The following is a 16,543-nucleotide window of genomic DNA, read 5'->3' as shown; positions in this document are numbered from 1 at the left end:
ACCATGTCATTCGAAGACGACAACAAGCCGGGCCGGGGCGCCTATACGCCCCCCACCGACGACGACCTGCCGTTCCGCCGCAACAGTTATGATCCGCGCAGCGGCCGCAATGTCGGCTCGGGCGGGGGCAAGGCGCCGCCGGTGACGCTGATCGTCAGCGCGGTGGTCCTGCTGCTGCTGATCGTGGCGGTGATCTTCTTCTACCGTTCGGGCATGCGCGCCTCGACCGACGCGCCGCCGGCGGTAGGACAGCCCGTGGGTGAAATGAAGACGCCCGCACCTATCGACGCCCAGCCCATCGACCCGGCCGCCGGCGTGCGCGTCTATCGCGACGAGACCGAGACGACGGACGCGCCGGTGACCTTCACCCCGCCGCCCGAAACGCCCCAGCCGCGCCCGGCCGCCCCCGCGCCGGTCGCCCCGACAGGCCAGGGGCTGACGCCCGCCAGGCCGGCCCCGGCCCCGACCACGCCTGCCCCGACGACGCCTGCGACCCGCCCGGCGACCGCGCCCGCCGCGACGACGCCTGCGCCGGCCGCCCCTGCCGCCGCGCGCGGTTCGGCCTCGGTCCAGATCGGCGCCTTCTCCTCGACCGAGATCGCGGACCGGGAATACGCCGCCGTGGCCGGCCGCTTTGGCCAATATGCGTCGGGCGCCGAAAAGCGCGTGACCGAGGTGACGACCTCCAGCGGATCGACGCTTTACCGCACCGCCTTCTCGGGCCTGTCGCGCGAACGGGCCACGGCCTTCTGCAATGCGCTGAAGGCGGCGGGCCGGGACTGCATCGTTCGGTGACGTCCGCCGCCCTCTACGGCTGCGCCGGTCATCGGCTGACGGAGGACGAGCGCGCCTTCTTCGCCAAGGCGCGGCCGTGGGGCTTCATCCTGTTTCGGCGCAATATCGATACGCCGGAGCAGCTGCGGGCGCTGACCGAAGACCTGCGGGCCTGCGTCGGCGACCCCGATGCCCCGATCCTGATCGACCAGGAGGGCGGACGGGTTCAGCGGATGGGACCGCCGCACTGGCCCAAATATCCGCCGGGCGACGCCTATCTTAAGGCCGCGAACGATCCGATGCGCGCGCGCGAACTGGCGCGGCGGGGCGCCCGGCTGATGGCGCATGACCTGCGGGATGTCGGGATCACCGTCGATCTGCTGCCGGTGCTGGACGTGCCGGTGCCGGGCGCGCACGACATCGTCGGCGACCGGGCCTATGGCCGCGATCCGCAGACGGTGGCCCTGCTGGGCCGGGCGGCGGCGGAAGGTTTGCTGGCCGGCGGGGTTCTGCCCTGCCTCAAACATATGCCCGGCCACGGACGCGCCTTCGCCGACAGCCACAAGGACCTGCCGACGGTCCATGCCGATTTCGAGACGCTGGACGGCTGGGATTTCGCGCCGTTCAAGGCCCTGTCGGACATGCCGATGGCGATGACGGCGCACATCGTCTTCACCGCCTTGGACCGGAAACGGCCGGCGACCCAGTCGAAGAAGGCGGTGCGGACGATGCGCGAGCATCTGGGCTTCACCGGCCTGCTCCTGACTGACGACCTGTCGATGCAGGCGCTTAGCGGATCGCTGGGCGAGCGGGCGGATATGTCGCTGAAGGCCGGGTGCGACGTGGTCCTGCACTGCAACGGCGATCTGGCCGAGATGCAGGCGGTGGCCGAGGCGACCGGCAAGCTGAAGGGCAAGGCCAGGGCGCGGGCCGAGGCGGCGCTGGCGCGGATCGTGCGCGCGCCTGAACCGCTGGACGCGGCGGCCGGGCATCAGCGCTTCTTCGAGGCGATGGGCGGGCGGCTGGATGTCGCCAAGGGGCCGGACGTGGGAGAGGCCCAGGCCTAGTCGCCGCATGACCGACGCCTTCCAGCCCAATCTGGACTTCACCGCCGTCGCCGAGGTCGAGGAGCGGGAGGCCTTCGTCGTCGACCTGGACGGATACGAGGGGCCGCTGCACGTCCTGCTGGCTCTGGCGCGAAACCAGAAGGTCGATCTGCTGAAGCTGTCGATCACGCAGTTGGCGGAACAGTATCTGGCCTTCGTGCATGAGGCGCGGCGCAGGAACTTCGCCCTCGCGGCCGATTACCTCGTGATGGCGTCGTGGCTGGCCTATCTGAAGTCGCGCCTGCTGCTGCCTCGCACCGACAAGGGCAAGGCCGAGGAGCCGCCGGCCGAGGAGATGGCCGCCGCCCTGGCGTTCCGCCTGCAGAAGCTGGAGGCGATGCGGAAGGCCGTCGAACAGCTGATGGCGCGGCCTCAGTTGAAGCGCGACGTCTTCACGCGCGGCGACCCGGAGGCGACGGTGATCGTGCCGTCCGACCGTATCGACGCCAGCTTGTACGACTTGATGAGCGCCTATGTGGTGCAGCGTCGGCGCGAGGAGGCCCGGCGCTATGCGCCCGGTCAGCGGGTCGAGGCCTTTCCGCTGGAGGCCGCGCGCGACTGGCTGCGAGAGATTATGCCGAAACTGGCCGATTGGACCCCGCTGGAAAGGGTGGCGCCGATGCGCCAGGACGAGGCCGGCCCCAGCCAGGCCAGCTTTACCGCCTCGACCCTGTCGGCCAGTCTGGAGCTGGTGAAGGAGGGCGCGATGGACATCCGGCAGGCGCAGGCGTTCGCCGAGCTTTATCTGAAACGGCGCGGGCAGGGGCAGCCGCTGGAACTGAGGGGATGAGCGGATATCTTGATGTCTGACCTGTCGTTCCAACCCGACGAGGCCGAGATCGAGCGCCGGGTCGAGGCGCTGTTGTTCGCCGCCGCGGGCCCGCTGACGGCCGCCGAGATCGCCGCCCGTTTGCCCCAGAACTGCAATGTCGCGCGCGCCATCGCCGCCTTGCGCGCCCGTTACGAGGGACGGGGGGTGGAGTTGGAGTGCGTCGCCGACCGCTGGCGGTTCCGCACGGCGCCGGACCTGGCCTTCATGATGACCCAAGAGCGCGAAGAGCCGCGCCGCCTGTCCAAGGCCGCTCTGGAGACCCTGGCCATCATCGCCTATCACCAGCCCGTCACTCGCGCCGAGATCGAGAGCGTGCGGGGCGTCAGCATCTCAAAAGGCACGCTGGACCTGTTGCTGGAGATGGGCTTCGTGCGGTTGCGCGGACGCAGGCGGACGCCGGGCCGGCCCGTGACCTATGCGACGACCGACCGCTTTTTGGAGCATTTCGGCCTGGCGACCCTGTACGACCTGCCGGGCGTGCAGGAGATGAAGGCGGCGGGCCTGTTGGACCTGTCGCTGCCGGTCGGGTTCGAGGTTCCAGACCCCAGCCGCGCCTCCGAGGCCGACGACGAGGACGGAACCCTGCCTATCGACGAAGAGGCGCCCGAGTTCGCCCAGGACTTCGTCAACGACGACCGTTGATCCGATCCGCGCATCGGCGGGGCGTTCATCTTGTCTTATCGGGCCAATGGTAGCGGTTCGTCATGTCTCGTGGCGTTGCTTCAAAATCCGGCCCGCAAGCGTGGGTCGCCTTCCGAATCGCGGCGATCCTGCTGATCGGTTCGATGGCGGGGATGATCGCGGTTCTGGCGGTCGTCAGCCAGGCCATCGACGCACACCAGGCCGTCAAGGAGCAGAAGCTGGTCGAGCGCCGCGTCGCCCGGGCCCTGCAGGCCATAGGCGAGGATCTGACCACGGCCTCGGTCTGGGACGACGCGGTCGATCATATGACGGGCGCCGGCGACGTCGCCTGGTGGGACCGGCATCTGGGCGGCTATTACGAGGCGCAGAGCAAACTGCCCGTCACCCTGGGCTATGACGACGCCGGGCGGCTGTTTCGCATCTCCAAGAACGGGGGACCGGCCGGGGCCGACGCCGCCGACCCGTTCGCCCAGTCCGCGCGCCCCATCGTCGATGCGCTGAGAGCGGCGGCGGCGCGGCGCGACCGTTCGACCGTGGCGCTGGACGCCGTGACGCTGAAGCCGGCCATAGTGAAGGTGAACGGGACCGTCTATCTGATGGGCACCTCGACCATCGTGCGGCACACGCTGAAGGGGCAGGTCCCGGCGTCGGATCCGGCGGTGGCGTCGTTCAGGCGATTCGAGACCATCGTTCCGCAGATTCACGACCGCCTGGGCCTGATCGATCCCGCCTTCTCCATCGGCGATGCGCCGCCGCCGCAGGGGCGTGGGGCGGTCGATATCCGCGATCCCAACGGCGTGCTGCTGGGCCGGATCGTCTGGACGCCGGAACGGCCGGGTGCGGATATCTTGCGTCAGGCCGGGCCGCTGCTGCTGATGCTGCTGACGCTGCTGCTGGTGGGCGGCGGCGCCCTGCTGTGGCGGGTGGCGCACGACATCCGGCGCCTGCGCGCGTCGGAAGCCGCCCTGTCGGCGGCGCTGGACAAGGCGGAGGCCGCGAACCAGGCCAAGGCGCGGTTCCTGTCCAACGTCAGCCATGAACTGCGCACCCCCCTGAACGGCGTCCTGGGCATGGCCGAGGTGATCGGCGCCGACGCCATCACGCCCCAGCAACGCGAACGGCTGGAAATCCTGAAGGCTTCGGGGCGTCAGCAACTGCGGCTGGTCGAGGAGTTGCTGGACGTGGTGCGGCTGCGCGACGGGGCGGTGATGCTGGAGCGACGGCCGTTCCGCCCCGACAACCTGCTGCAGCGGGTCGCGCATGACTTCGAAGGCGCGGCGGCGACCAAGGGGTTGGCTCTGCACGTCGAGGCGGTCGAAGGGGAATGGCTGGGCGACCCGGTCCATATCGAGAAGATGCTGGCCGCCCTGGCCGACAATGCGGTGCGCTTCACCCGGTCGGGCCAGGTGACGCTGCGCGCCCGAGCCGACGATGATCTGGTGCTGGAGGTCGAGGACACCGGGCCGGGCATGACGCCCGACGATGTGACGCGCCTGTTCGAAGCCTTCACCCAGGGCGACGAGAGCAGCACCCGCACCGCCGAGGGTCTGGGTCTGGGCCTGACCGCCGCCCATGGGTTGGCGGTGCTGATGGGCGGCAGGATCGAGGTTGTGTCCACGCCGGGCGTGGGCAGCCTGTTCCGCGTCCCGCTTCCGCTGGCGCGGGCCTAGCGCCGGGCGCTCAGGACGGCGGGTGGGCGCTGCGGAACAGCGCCCATTCCTCCATGACGCGATTGTCGGGCAGGTGGCACATGCCGGTCTGGCCGCCGTCGGCGCCAGTACGGATCTCCAGCCGACCGCCGATGTCGCCGCAGTATTTGGAGGCGGGATGACCATGCCGACCGGCTTCGCGCCGGTGTCGCCGACCGGCTGCGCACAGGCGGCCAGCGCAGCCAAGGGCAGCACGATGGAAACAGCGCGTTTGATCATGGCGTTTATCCCGCGTTGATGGGGGACTGCCGCTGATGGCAACGGAACGTCTGCGCCGTGCATGGGCGCGTTCAGGCCGTCAGCAGGCGCGGCAGTTTGAAGGTCACGGTCTCGCGCGCGCCGGCGTCCTCGGTCACCGTGGCGTCGAAACGGGCGCGGATGGCGTCGACCAGGGCCTCGATCAGCGGCTCGGGCGCGGATGCGCCTGCGGTGACGCCGACCGTATCCACCCCGTCGAACCAGGCCCAGTCCACCTGAGAGGCGTCATCCACCAGATAGGCGGCGCGAGCGCCCGCGCGCATCGCCACTTCGACCAGGCGCGCCGAGTTGGACGAGTTCTTGGACCCCACCACCAGCACCAGTTCGCAGCCCTCGCCCAGCGCCTTGACCGCGTCCTGGCGGTTGGTGGTCGCGTAGCAGATGTCTTCCTTGTGCGGATCGGGCAGTTCGGGGAAGCGGCGCTTCAGCACCTTCAATATGCCGGCGGTGTCGTCCACCGACAGGGTGGTCTGGGTCGCATAGGCCAGGGGGGCGTCGCCCGGCCGCTGGAACCGTTCGGCGTCTTCCTCGGTCTCGACCAGGCTGATGGCGCCGGGCGGCAGCTGGCCCATGGTGCCGATCACCTCCGGGTGGCCCGCGTGACCGATCAGAATGATGTGCTTGCCGGCGGCGTGGTGGCGCTCGGCCTCGACATGGACCTTGGACACCAGGGGGCAGGTGGCGTCCAGGAACAGCAGGTCGCGGGCGCGGGCGTTGGCGGGCACCGACTTGGGCACGCCGTGGGCGGAGAAGACGACCGGGCGGTCGTCCGGGCATTCGTCCAACTCCTTGACGAAGACGGCGCCCATGGCCTTCAGCCGCTCGACCACATGGCGGTTGTGAACGATCTCGTGCCGCACATAGACGGGGGCGCCGTATTTTTCGATGGCCCGCTCCACGATCTGGATCGCCCGGTCCACCCCGGCGCAGAAGCCGCGCGGCGTCGCCAGGCGCACGGTGATCGGACGAGGCGAGGGCGCGGGCGGCGGGACGTGGGCGTTCATGGCGCCAACCTAGTCGTTTCCGCACCGCATCGCCATGTCGGCCGGCGCAAACGCGGCGGGATTCTGTCGTCCGCAATCGCGGCGCATCGTCACGGCTTGTGCGTGCGTTCTGAAAGCGGAGCATTTCCAGCAACTTAGGTCGATATCACGACGCCTTGACCTGATGGCCGCTCACGATTAGTTTCCGCGCCGAATTCAGACCCGTTCGGACCCATCGTCCGGACGTCGAGCAAACAGGTCCTGTCCCTTATGTCGGAATCGCGCGAAGAGGCGATCAAACGCCTCCAAGAGAGCGCATCCGCATTGGAGGCGCGGACCACGGTGGAGAAATCCGCCGAGCTGACCGGCCAGCAGGTGTCGGGTCAGGCCTATAAGATCATCGCCGAACTGCTCGGCGGCGTCTTCGTGGGTCTGGCGTTCGGTTTCATCGCGGACTGGGTCTTCGGGACCCGCCCGTGGGGTTTGATCGGCGGGGTCCTTCTGGGCTTCGCCTTGTCGATTTACATGGCGCGTCGCACAGCCAACCGGCTGATGGCGCAGGCCAAGGCGTTGGGAACGTCGGCTCCGGCCGAACCCTATGTCGAGGCCGACGAAGACGGGGAACGATAGGGCTTCATGGCCGATCCGATTCATCAGTTTCAGATTCAGAAGGTCGTCGACCTTGGCGACGTGACCCTGCCCGTGGTGGGGACCGTCGATCTGGCGATCACCAATTCCCACATCGCAATGACCGTCGCCTTCCTGCTGATCGTGGGCTTCCTGACCGCCGTGACGTCGAACGCCAAGATCGTGCCGGGCCGCCTGCAGGCGGCGGGCGAGGGCGTGTTCGGCCTGATCGACAATCTGGCCGATTCGATCATCGGTCATGACGGCCGCAAGTATTTCCCGTTCGTCTTCACCCTGTTCATCCTGATCCTCGGCATGAACATTCTGGGTCTGTTCCTGACCTTCACGGCGACGTCGCAGCTGGCCATCACCGCCACCTTCGCCCTGATCACCTTCGGCCTGGTGCTGGTGGTCGGCTTCGCCAAGAACGGCCTGGGCTTCTTCAAGCTGTTCTGGCCCATGGGCGCGCCGCTGCTGCTGCGCCCGGTCGTGGGCCTGATCGAGTTCGTCTCCTTCCTGCTTCGTCCGGTGACCCTGGCGCTGCGTCTGTTCGGCAACATGCTGGGCGGCCACGTCGCGCTGAAAATCTTCGCCGGCTTCGTCGTGTCTCTGGGCCTGTTGGGTCTGGGCGGCGGCATCGGTCTGCTGGCCTTCCCGGTCGCGGCTCTGTCGCTGGGCATGGTCGTCGCCCTGACCGCGCTGGAGTTCCTGGTGGCCTTCCTCCAGGCCTTCGTCTTCGCCGTTCTGGCCTGCATCTATCTTAATGATGTGGTCAACCTGGACCACGCCCACTAAAGGGCCGGACCAGTCTCTTCACCCCAACCACCAACGACTTTAATCTAGGAATACAATCATGGACGCTGAAGCCGCCAAGTACATCGGCGCTGGTCTCGCCACCCTGGGCATGATCGGTTCGGCCCTGGGCGTGGGCAACATCTTCGGCCAATTCCTGGCCGGCGCCCTGCGCAACCCCTCGGCCGCCGCCGGCCAAGTCGGCAACCTGTTCGTCGGCGCCGCCCTGGCCGAAGCCCTGGGCATCCTGGCCTTCGTGCTCGGCATCCTGATGATCTTCGGCTGATATCAGCCGATCACGGCGCGCGGGGTTCGCCCGCGCGCCGCTTCATCTGATTCTGCAGCAGACGGTTCATGGCCAGCACCCACACCATCGACGCGGTCCCGCCTTCGGTCGAAGCGGACCTGCACGCCGAGACGGCGACCCCCGCCGAGCACGGCTCGGGCGGCCTGCCGCAATTCCAGTTCGAACACTGGGCGGGCCAGATCGGCTATTTGCTGATCCTGTTCGTCATCCTGTACGTCCTGGTCTCCAAGGTCTTCGCTCCGCGCCTTCGCAAGGTGATGGATGAGCGGGCCGACACCATTTCCAACGCCGTCGCCACGGCCCGTCAGGTTCAGGCCGAGGCCGCCGGCCAGGCCGCCGAAGCCCAGGCTGAGGTCGCCAAGGCCCGGGCCGACGCCCGCGCCATGGCCGCCGCCGCCAAGGCCCGCGTCGCCGAAGAGGCCAACGCCCGTCAGGCTTCGGAAGAGGCGGTCGTCAACGCCCGCATCGCCGAGGCCGAGGCCGCCATCGGCAAGACGCGCGACGCCGCCATGAGCAATGTCTCCACCATCGCCGCCGACACGACCGCCGCCATGGTCGAGCGTCTGACCGGCAAGGGCGCGACCGCCGCCGAACTGGCCGCCGTCAAGGGAGCCGCCTGATGAACCTGATCTTTGAGCACGGCATCTGGAGCTTCGCCAATGCGGAGATCTGGGTCGGGATCGGCCTGATCCTGTTCTTCGCCATCCTGGTCGCCGCCGGCGTGCCCAAGATCGCCGCCAAGGCGCTGGACGCCAAGGCCGTCAAGATTCAGGCCGACCTTGACGAGGCCGCCCGCCTGCGCGCCGAAGCCGAGGCCCTGCTGGCCCAGATCCGTAAGGAGAAGGCCGAGGCCGAGGCCCAGGCCGCCGAGATGATGGCCCAGGCCGAAGCCGACGCCCGTCGCCTGGAGGCCGAGACCAAGGTCAAGCTGGAAGAGACCCTGGCTCGCCGCCAGACCATGGCCGAGAACCGCATCGCCCAGGCCGAGGCCCAGGCCTCCGCAGAGGTCAAGGCGGCCGCCGCCGACCTGGCCGCCCGGTCCGCCGAGCAGATCCTGGCCGCGCGCCTGGCCTCGGGCGCCAAGGACCCGCTGCTGGACGGCGCCATCGCGCAGATCGGCGACCGCCTCAACTGAGGCCGGTTGGTCCAAAGACATCAAGGCCCCCGACGACGACGTCGGGGGCCTTTTTGCTGGTCGGTTCAGATGCGGCTTAGTGGGCGGGGGCGCCGCCCATGACGGTCGCGCCCATCCGCTTGTCGCGGCTGACTAGCCGGGCATAGACATTGCCCAGCACGATGCCGAACACCGCATGGGTGATCAGCAGCCAGGCGAAGGTGCCGAAGCCGGCGCCGGCGGTGAAGGTGCGATAGTTTCCGAACATCACGATGGCGGCCATCATGATGATCCAGGCGCCGACCGCGAAGACGATGCCTTTGGTTTCGGGCGTGTCGGTCGGTAGGCGGGGACACAGGATCGCGAATAGCGGACCCAGGATGAAGACCCCGCTGATCAGGTGGATCACCCAGCCCACCGCCAGATTGCCGGGCATGCCGATCATCGAGGCGATCACGCCCTGAAACGGATCGAACCAGTTCAGGAACATATTGGGGATTTCGAGCAACGAGGCGGCCGCGGTCGCCGCAACCCCGGCGATCAGACCCTTTTGTACGCGTGACATCATGACCTTAGCGCCTCCCAACGCCTTGAGTGGTTCTCTGATAACGCTGGGTCAGGATATGCCTGTCCGAGGGCGGCAGGGTTCACGATGCCGTGGTCAGCGGTTGCAGCAACGCAACCGCGAGATAGACGTCAACTAGCGGACCAACTTGCGGAAATAGCGACGCAGCTGTTTGCGGCCGCGCGACAGGCGACGACCGGACCGTTTGACGACCGCCTTCTCGGCCCGCAGCGCCTGTTGCCAGAAGACGGGCGCGAACTCGGGCTTCTTTCGCATCAAACGGCGGAAGGGATAGACCCATTTGGGCCGGGCGTATTGGGCGCGGATGAACTGTCGCTTGGCCCAGAACGAGCTTTTCAGGATCAGCACCAGACCGACCGCGATGACCGGCACGCCCCCGGGGCCAGGCAGGGGGGCGATCAATATGCCCAGCAGCACGATCAGAAGCCCGCCGATCATCAGCGCCCAGCGTCGCACCGCCCGCAGCGTGCGGCTGCGGGGCTTGGCGAACGGGGGGAGGGCGACAGGCAGGGAGGTCACGAACACGCCAGATGGGAAGCCATAGTCGGTGTGACAACGGCCGCCCCGATCGCGCGATCCCTCGTCGGGAAAGGAAAGGGCGACCGTGACGACCGCGCCACACGCCATTCAGGCGCGGCTTCGATGGCGGATCGGTGTCATGCGGATTAAGCTTTGCTCATGATCGGGCGGTGATCCGGGGCGCGGCGCGGCTCAGCCGTAACGCACGCCGGTCAGGGCTTCGGATTCCGACCACAGACGCTGCGCCACGGCCTCTTTCCTGGCCTGCGACGCGATATGGGCGGCGCCGGGCGGTCCCGCCAACTCCTGGAACCCTTGCGGGCCGTAATAGCCGCCGGGCCGGGCCTGGGGCAGGGTGGCGGCCATCAGGCTGGGCAAAGCGCCGGCGGCGCTGGATTGGCCGAACAGACGGATGAACAGGCGGGACGCCCAGGCGGCCGGATCGCCGCCGTCGCCCTGGCCATTGGCCACCAGATCGGTGCGCGCCACGCCAGGGTGGGCGGCCACGCTGGTCAGGCCCCAGTCGTGGGCGTCGCTGCGCCGCTGCAGCTCCAGGGCGAACATCAGCATGGCCAGCTTGGACTGCTGATAGACCGCAAAGGGGCGATAGCCGGAGGTGAAGTTCAGGTCGTCCAGATGGATGCGCCCGCCGCGATGGGCGATGCTGGACAACTGCACCACCCGCGCGCCAGCCGGCCTGGACGCGCCGGCGCTCAGCAGGGGCAGCAGCCGGCCGGTCAGGGCGAAATGCGCCAGATAGTTCACGCCGAACTGGGTCTCGAACCCGTCCACGGTCGTGTTGCGGTGGGGCAGGGCCATGACGCCCGCGTTGTCGATCAGGATGTCGATAGGCCGGGCGGCGACCAGGCGCCGGTCGGCAAAGGCCGCGACGGAGGCCAGGTCGCTCAGGTCGAGCGGATCGAACCGCACGTCGGCGCCAGGATGCCGGGCGCGGATCAGCCGTTCGGCCTCGACGCCCTTGGCCGGATTGCGGGCCGCCAGAATGACCTCCGCGCCCTTGCCCGCCAACACAAGAGCGGTCTCCAGCCCCAGCCCGCCGGTCGCGCCGGTGATGACGGCCAGCCTGCCGGTCTGATCGGGGATGTCGTGGGTGGTCCATTGGGTCATGACGCCATCCTGCAGCGGAATGGATGGATCGTGAAGGGTTTTGGACCAGCGCATCGGCTGCGCTTGGCGGCGTCGCGGGCGCGGTGGGCGAGGCTGCACCCATCCGCCGTCATCCTCGCCCTTGTGGCGAGGATTCATACGCCGGGTATGTCCGCAGCGGTCGCGGCTGTCGAACACCGGGCGTATGGATCCCAGGGACAAGCCCTGGGATGACGGGATGAGTGTTTACGCCGCCTGGTTGGAGCCTTCCGGCGCCGACCAGCGCAGCACCGGCGCGCGGGCGGCGCGGGTTTCGTCCAGGCGTTTCAGCGGGGCGTGGAAGGGCGCGCCCTTGAAGCGGTCGACGTCGCCCGCCTTCGCGGCTTGGGCCAGCAGACGCATGGCGTGGATGAAGCGGTCCAGTTCGGCCTTGGACTCGGTCTCCGTCGGCTCGATCAGCATGGCGCCGTGGACGACCAGCGGGAAATACATGGTCATCGGGTGGAAGCCCTCGTCGATCATCGCCTTGGCGAAGTCGAGCGTTGTGATGTCGGTGCCCTTCAACCATTCGTCGTCGAACAGGGCCTCGTGCATGCAGGGGCCGTCGGGGAAGGCCGGGCTCATCAGGTCCTGCAGGCGGGCCTTGATGTAGTTGGCGTTCAGCACCGCATCCTCGGCCACCTGACGCAGGCCGTCCGAGCCGTGGGACATCATGTAGCTGAGGGCGCGCACATACATGCCCATCTGCCCCTGGAAGGCGCACAGACGGCCGAAAGCCTGGGCCGCCTCGTCCTCCTCGCGCTCGATCAGACGATAGCCGCCTTCGTCATGCACGACCCAGGGGGCGGGGGCGAAGGGGGCCAGGGCCTCGGACAGGACCACCGGACCCGCGCCCGGACCGCCGCCGCCGTGGGGCGTCGAGAAGGTCTTGTGCAGGTTGATGTGCATGGCGTCGACGCCCAGGTCGCCGGGGCGCACCCGGCCGACGATGGCGTTGAAGTTGGCGCCGTCGCAGTAGAAATAGGCCCCCGCCTCATGCGTCAGGCGCGCGATCTCGATGATGTCGCGCTCGAACAGGCCGCAGGTGTTGGGGTTGGTCACCATGATGGCGGCGACGTCCGGGCCCAGCTTGGACGCCAGATCGGCGACGTCCACGCGGCCGTCTTCGGTCTGGGCGACCTCGACGACGGAATAGCCGACGAAGGCGGCGGTGGCGGGGTTGGTGCCGTGGGCGGACGTGGGGACCAGCACCTTGCGGCGCTGCTCATGCTCGCCCTTGGCCTCGTGCGCGGCGCGGATGGCCATCAGGCCGCACAGTTCGCCGTGCGCGCCCGCTTTCGGGGAAAGCGCGACGGCGGGCATGCCGGTCAGGGTCTTCAGCCAGTGGGCCAGCGTATCCATCAGCTCCAGCGCGCCCTGAACCGTCGATTGCGGCTGCAGCGGGTGGATGTCCGAGAAGCCCGGCAGACGCGCCATCTTCTCGTTCAGGCGCGGGTTGTGCTTCATCGTGCACGAACCCAACGGATAGATGGCCAGGTCGATGGCGTGGTTCTTCTGGCTCAGGCGCACATAGTGGCGCATGGCCTCGGGCTCCGACAGGCCGGGCAGGCCGATCGGATCCTTGCGGACCAGGTCGCCCAGGTCGGACGCATCGGTCCTGGGCTCCGGCAGATCGACGCCGGTCTTGCCCCAGCCGTCGCCCTCGAAGATCAGGGCTTCGTTCTGCAACAGGCCGCGTCCGCCGGTCAGGGTGGCGGGCTTGGTCTGGACCTGGTTCGGAGCGGTGGGGCGGCCGACGGTGTTCATGGTGCTCATGATCGGTTTCCCTTAGGCGGCCAGGACTTTGGAGAGGGACTTGGCGAGGATTTGGATGTCGGCCTCCAGCGTCGTCTCGGTTGCGGCGACCAGCAGGATGTCGTCCATGCCGGCGTCGGGGGCCAGACGGCTGTAGGGCACGCCCGCCAGGATGTGATGACCGGCCAGGGCGTCCACGACCTCGGCCGCGTTTTTCGGCAGGCGAATGGCGAACTCGTTGAAGAAGCGCGGCGTCAGGACGTCCACGCCCGGAATGGCGGCCAGGGCGTCGCGCGTGGCGACGGCCTTTTCGTGGTTCAGCAGGGCCAGTTTGCGCAGGCCCGTCTCGCCCAGCAGGCTCATGTGGATGGTGAAGGCCAGGGTGCAGAGGCCGGAGTTGGTGCAGATGTTCGAGGTGGCCTTGTCGCGGCGGATATGCTGCTCGCGCGTCGACAGGGTCAGGACGAAGCCGCGTTCGCCGTCGGCGTCCACGGTCTCGCCGGTCAGGCGCCCCGGCATCTGGCGGATCAGCTTCTCGCGCGTGGCGAACAGGCCGACGTAGGGACCGCCGAAGTTCAGGGCGTTGCCGATCGACTGGCCTTCGGCCGCGACGATGTCGGCGCCCATTTCGCCGGGCGATTTCAACAGGCCCATCGACACGGCTTCCGTCACCACCACGATCAGCAGGGCGCCCGCCGCATGGGCGGCCTCGGCGATCTTGGTCACGTCGGTGGCGGTGCCGAAGACATTGGGGGTCTGAACGACGACGCAGGCGGTGTCCGGGCCGATCTGGTCGATGACGGCGGCCTCGGCGTCGAACGCCGGGGCCAGAACCTGAGTTTCCACGCCGACAGCGTGGACCACGGTCTCGGTCGCCTTGACGTAGTGGGGGTGGACGCCGCCGGAGATCACCGCCTTGTTGCGGCGGGTGACGCGCGTCGCCATCAGCACGCCCTCGGCCATGGCGGTCGAGCCGTCATAAAGGCTGGCGTTGGCGACCGGCATCCCGGTCAGGTTCGCGACCTGGGTCTGGAACTCGTACAGGTATTGCAGCGTGCCCTGCGCGATTTCCGGCTGGTAGGGGGTGTAGCTGGTCAGGAACTCGGACCGCTGGATCACATGATCCACCGTCGCCGGGACATGGTGCTTGTAGGCTCCCGCGCCGCAGAAGAAGGGCACGGCGCCGGCCGTGGCGTTCTTGGCCGCCATGGCGGACAGGGCGCGCTCGACCTCCAGTTCGCCCGCCACGCGGGGCAGGTCCACAGGCCCGTTCAGACGCGCGCTTTCGGGCACGTCAACGAACAGATCGTCGATGGATTTCGCGCCGATGGCGGCGAGCATCGCCGTGCGGTCGTCGGGCGTCAGGGGGAGGTAGCGCATTTTCTAATCCGCTCATCCCCGCGAAAGCGGGGACCTAGTGCTTTGGGCGACCAATGTGGCCGGAGGAGTTTCCGCCCATCCCAGCACTGTTCTCGCGAAAGAACTGGGTCCCCGCTTTCGCGGGGCTGAGCGGAAGGGGAAATCAGAGGGTGGTCAGGAAGGCGTCGTAGGCGGCCTGGTCCATCAGGGCGTCCAGTTGCGAGGCGTCCGAGACCTTGATCCTGGCGAACCAGCCGTCGCTTTCGGCGCTGGAGTTGACGGTTTCCGGGGCGGTGGACAGGGCGTCGTTGGCCTCGACCACCTCGCCCGAGACGGGGGCGTAGACGTCCGAGGCGGCCTTGACGCTCTCGACCACGGCGAAGCTGTCGCCCTTGGTGACGGTCTTGCCGACCTCGGGCACTTCAACGAACACCACGTCGCCCAGGGCGTCGGCGGCGTGTTTGGAGATGCCGACGGTGGCGATGTCGCCGTCCAGGCTGACCCACTCGTGATCCTTGGTGAACTTCATGTTTTCTCTCCTGTCCCGGTCCTCGGGCTTGACACGAGGATCGGATGTTGTGCGGTTCGTGCGTCGATGTCTTCGCACGAGCGGTTGATCGCCCGGCCCTTGGGTCAAGCCCGAGGGTGACAGGCTGAATGTTACGCCTTCGGCTTGCGGTAATAGCGTTGGGCCACGAAGGGCATGGCGACCACCTCGGCGGCGGCGGACTTGCCGCGCACGATGACCTTCAACTCGGTGCCCAGGGCGGCGAATGCCGGGGGCGCGAAGCCCATGGCGATGTTGTGGCCCAGGGTGGGCGAGGGGCCGCCCGAGGTGACCTTGCCGATGATGTTTCCGTCGGCGTCGGCGATCTCTGCGCCTTCGCGGGCCGGGGCGCCTTCCTTGACGTGCAGGCCGACGCGGACACGCGAGGGGCCGTCGGCCAGTTCCTTCAGGATGCGGTCGGCGCCGTTGAAGTCGGCTCGTTCCTTCCTCGACTTGGACAGGGCGAAGGTCAGGGCGCCCTCGACCGGCGAGGTGGTCGGGTCGATGTCGTGGCCGTGCAGCGGCAGACCGGCTTCCAAGCGCAGGCTGTCGCGGGCGCCCAGGCCGATCGGCTTGACGCGGGCGTCTTCCAGGAGGGTGTTCCAGATGCGTTCGGCCTGGTCCGCCGGGACGGAAATCTCATAGCCGTCTTCGCCTGTGTAGCCCGAGCGGGAGACGTAAGCGTCGACGCCGAACAGCATCAGCCGGGCCGTCTCCATGAAGCCCATCTCGGCCAGCACGGGCTCGTGGGCGACCATGACCTCGGCGGCTTCCGGCCCCTGAATGGCGATCAGGGCGCGGTCCAGCACCGTCAGCTTGGCGTCGCCTTCCAGATTGGCGTTCCAGAAGGCGAAGTCCTCGTCCTTGTTGCCGGCGTTGACGACGACGAACAGGCCGTCGTGGTCGGGGCGGCCCGCCATCAGGTCGTCGATGATGCCGCCGTCGGTGTTCAGCAGCAGGGTGTATTTCTGCTTGCCGTCCTTCAGGATTTCATAGTCGCCGGGGACGAAGCGCTGGAACTGCGCCGTGGCGTCCGCGCCGGTGATCTTGCACTGGCCCATGTGGGACACGTCGAACAGACCGGCGTGTTCGCGGGTCCAGCGGTGTTCGGCCAGGACGCCCTCGTACTGAACCGGCATGTCATAGCCGCTGAAACCCACCATGCGGGCGCCCAAGGCGCGGTGCGCGGCGTTCAGCGGCGTGGTTTTAAGAGCTTGGTCGGTCATGGTTCAGGCTTTCGCGGTCGCGTGTTGGGGCGGAGCTCCGCCGGTCCTCGCGCCCCCGCTGTCCTGAAGCCTGAGAGATTCCGGCGACCAAATCATGTCGCCTTGCTCCGTCGGCGCGCCCATCAAGAGCGACTTTCCAGCGTCCGTATGCTGTCGCGGTCCGTTTGCCTGAGCGTTTCCGGGGCGGTTGCGCCTTCGGCGTCGCGGCCGGTTTCCCGTCCCCGAACTCTCCCGCGAGAGCGTTCGACCTAAGGCATCGAC

General features: G+C 68.2%; 19 protein-coding genes and 2 riboswitches. Of the genes, 10 read left to right on the top strand and 9 right to left on the bottom strand.

Translation table 11 applies throughout. The features are described from left to right. Nucleotides 1–3: 3 nt before the first annotated feature. The 5 genes from ACYX4P_RS15050 (at nt 4) to ACYX4P_RS15030 (ending at nt 5,024) form a co-directional block, all read left to right on the top strand. Nucleotides 4–795, top strand: a complete 792-nt coding sequence (locus ACYX4P_RS15050; protein ID WP_248118811.1) for an SPOR domain-containing protein — start codon at nt 4–6, stop codon at nt 793–795. Further along, complete coding sequence (nagZ, locus tag ACYX4P_RS15045; RefSeq protein ID WP_248118812.1) at nt 792–1,841, top strand: beta-N-acetylhexosaminidase; 1,050 nt, start codon at nt 792–794, stop codon at nt 1,839–1,841. The genes ACYX4P_RS15050 and nagZ overlap by 4 nt, the downstream gene beginning before the upstream one ends. A gap of 7 nt (nt 1,842–1,848) precedes the next feature. Beyond that, complete coding sequence (locus ACYX4P_RS15040; RefSeq protein ID WP_248118813.1) at nt 1,849–2,670, top strand: segregation and condensation protein A; 822 nt, start codon at nt 1,849–1,851, stop codon at nt 2,668–2,670. A 12-nt stretch (nt 2,671–2,682) separates the two neighbouring features. Then, complete coding sequence (gene scpB / locus ACYX4P_RS15035) at nt 2,683–3,354, top strand: SMC-Scp complex subunit ScpB (protein WP_248118814.1); 672 nt, start codon at nt 2,683–2,685, stop codon at nt 3,352–3,354. A gap of 62 nt (nt 3,355–3,416) precedes the next feature. Beyond that, on the top strand, nt 3,417–5,024 hold the full coding sequence (locus tag ACYX4P_RS15030) for a sensor histidine kinase (RefSeq protein ID WP_476069920.1): 1,608 nt from the start codon (nt 3,417–3,419) through the stop codon (nt 5,022–5,024). A 10-nt stretch (nt 5,025–5,034) separates the two neighbouring features. On the opposite strand, the gene ACYX4P_RS15025 is transcribed toward ACYX4P_RS15030, so the two are convergent. Both ACYX4P_RS15025 and ispH read right to left on the bottom strand, forming a co-directional pair. Beyond that, nucleotides 5,035–5,139 carry a putative hemolysin gene (locus tag ACYX4P_RS15025; RefSeq protein WP_374321881.1) on the bottom strand — a complete coding sequence of 35 codons (105 nt, stop codon included), beginning with the start codon at nt 5,137–5,139 and terminating at the stop codon, nt 5,035–5,037. Between the two features lie 214 nt (nt 5,140–5,353). Further along, a complete protein-coding gene (gene ispH, locus ACYX4P_RS15020) occupies nt 5,354–6,325 on the bottom strand; it encodes a 4-hydroxy-3-methylbut-2-enyl diphosphate reductase (RefSeq protein ID WP_248118817.1) in 972 nt (323 codons plus the stop codon). A 249-nt stretch (nt 6,326–6,574) separates the two neighbouring features. Here ispH and ACYX4P_RS15015 point away from each other — a divergent pair, with 249 nt between their 5' ends. The 5 genes from ACYX4P_RS15015 (at nt 6,575) to ACYX4P_RS14995 (ending at nt 9,165) form a co-directional block, all read left to right on the top strand. Continuing rightward, entirely contained in the window at nt 6,575–6,934 is a 360-nt protein-coding gene (locus tag ACYX4P_RS15015; protein ID WP_248118818.1) for an AtpZ/AtpI family protein, read from the top strand. 6 nt (nt 6,935–6,940) lie between these two features. Then, entirely contained in the window at nt 6,941–7,726 is a 786-nt protein-coding gene (locus tag ACYX4P_RS15010) for a F0F1 ATP synthase subunit A (RefSeq protein WP_248118819.1), read from the top strand. A 58-nt stretch (nt 7,727–7,784) separates the two neighbouring features. Continuing rightward, complete coding sequence (locus ACYX4P_RS15005) at nt 7,785–8,009, top strand: F0F1 ATP synthase subunit C (RefSeq protein WP_008261286.1); 225 nt, start codon at nt 7,785–7,787, stop codon at nt 8,007–8,009. Nucleotides 8,010–8,077: 68 nt separating this feature from the next. Then, nucleotides 8,078–8,650: a F0F1 ATP synthase subunit B family protein gene (locus tag ACYX4P_RS15000; RefSeq protein WP_248118820.1), complete on the top strand. Its 573-nt coding sequence runs from the start codon at nt 8,078–8,080 to the stop codon at nt 8,648–8,650. Further along, nucleotides 8,650–9,165, top strand: coding sequence for a F0F1 ATP synthase subunit B (locus ACYX4P_RS14995; RefSeq protein ID WP_248118821.1), 516 nt, complete (start codon nt 8,650–8,652; stop codon nt 9,163–9,165). The genes ACYX4P_RS15000 and ACYX4P_RS14995 overlap by 1 nt, the downstream gene beginning before the upstream one ends. Before the next feature lie 76 nt (nt 9,166–9,241). On the opposite strand, the gene ACYX4P_RS14990 is transcribed toward ACYX4P_RS14995, so the two are convergent. The 7 genes from ACYX4P_RS14990 to gcvT all read right to left on the bottom strand — a co-directional run bounded on the left by ACYX4P_RS14990 (nt 9,242) and on the right by gcvT (nt 16,282). Then, nucleotides 9,242–9,712 (bottom strand): DUF6789 family protein, encoded by a 471-nt coding sequence (locus ACYX4P_RS14990; RefSeq protein WP_292048220.1) that lies wholly within the window; start codon nt 9,710–9,712, stop codon nt 9,242–9,244. A 132-nt stretch (nt 9,713–9,844) separates the two neighbouring features. Continuing rightward, complete coding sequence (locus ACYX4P_RS14985) at nt 9,845–10,249, bottom strand: hypothetical protein (RefSeq protein ID WP_248118823.1); 405 nt, start codon at nt 10,247–10,249, stop codon at nt 9,845–9,847. A gap of 192 nt (nt 10,250–10,441) precedes the next feature. Continuing rightward, nucleotides 10,442–11,377 (bottom strand): SDR family oxidoreductase, encoded by a 936-nt coding sequence (locus tag ACYX4P_RS14980; protein WP_248118824.1) that lies wholly within the window; start codon nt 11,375–11,377, stop codon nt 10,442–10,444. Between the two features lie 225 nt (nt 11,378–11,602). Then, the gene (gene gcvPB, locus ACYX4P_RS14975) at nt 11,603–13,171 is read right to left on the bottom strand and encodes an aminomethyl-transferring glycine dehydrogenase subunit GcvPB (RefSeq protein WP_374321878.1); all 1,569 of its coding nucleotides are present in this window, start codon (nt 13,169–13,171) and stop codon (nt 11,603–11,605) included. Nucleotides 13,172–13,183: 12 nt separating this feature from the next. Continuing rightward, nucleotides 13,184–14,530, bottom strand: coding sequence for an aminomethyl-transferring glycine dehydrogenase subunit GcvPA (gcvPA, locus tag ACYX4P_RS14970; protein WP_248118825.1), 1,347 nt, complete (start codon nt 14,528–14,530; stop codon nt 13,184–13,186). A 142-nt stretch (nt 14,531–14,672) separates the two neighbouring features. Next, entirely contained in the window at nt 14,673–15,038 is a 366-nt protein-coding gene (gene gcvH, locus ACYX4P_RS14965; protein WP_248118826.1) for a glycine cleavage system protein GcvH, read from the bottom strand. A 131-nt stretch (nt 15,039–15,169) separates the two neighbouring features. Continuing rightward, the gene (gene gcvT / locus ACYX4P_RS14960) at nt 15,170–16,282 is read right to left on the bottom strand and encodes a glycine cleavage system aminomethyltransferase GcvT (RefSeq protein WP_248118827.1); all 1,113 of its coding nucleotides are present in this window, start codon (nt 16,280–16,282) and stop codon (nt 15,170–15,172) included. A 56-nt stretch (nt 16,283–16,338) separates the two neighbouring features. Further along, nucleotides 16,339–16,424, bottom strand: a riboswitch (glycine riboswitch). 4 nt (nt 16,425–16,428) lie between these two features. Continuing rightward, nucleotides 16,429–16,526, bottom strand: a riboswitch (glycine riboswitch). Nucleotides 16,527–16,543 lie beyond the last annotated feature (17 nt).

The sequence above is a fragment of the Brevundimonas sp. ABV4_179 genome (genome assembly GCF_056311945.1).
Note: the sequence above shows the minus strand (reverse complement) of the source record. Positions and strands in the feature narration are given on the sequence as shown.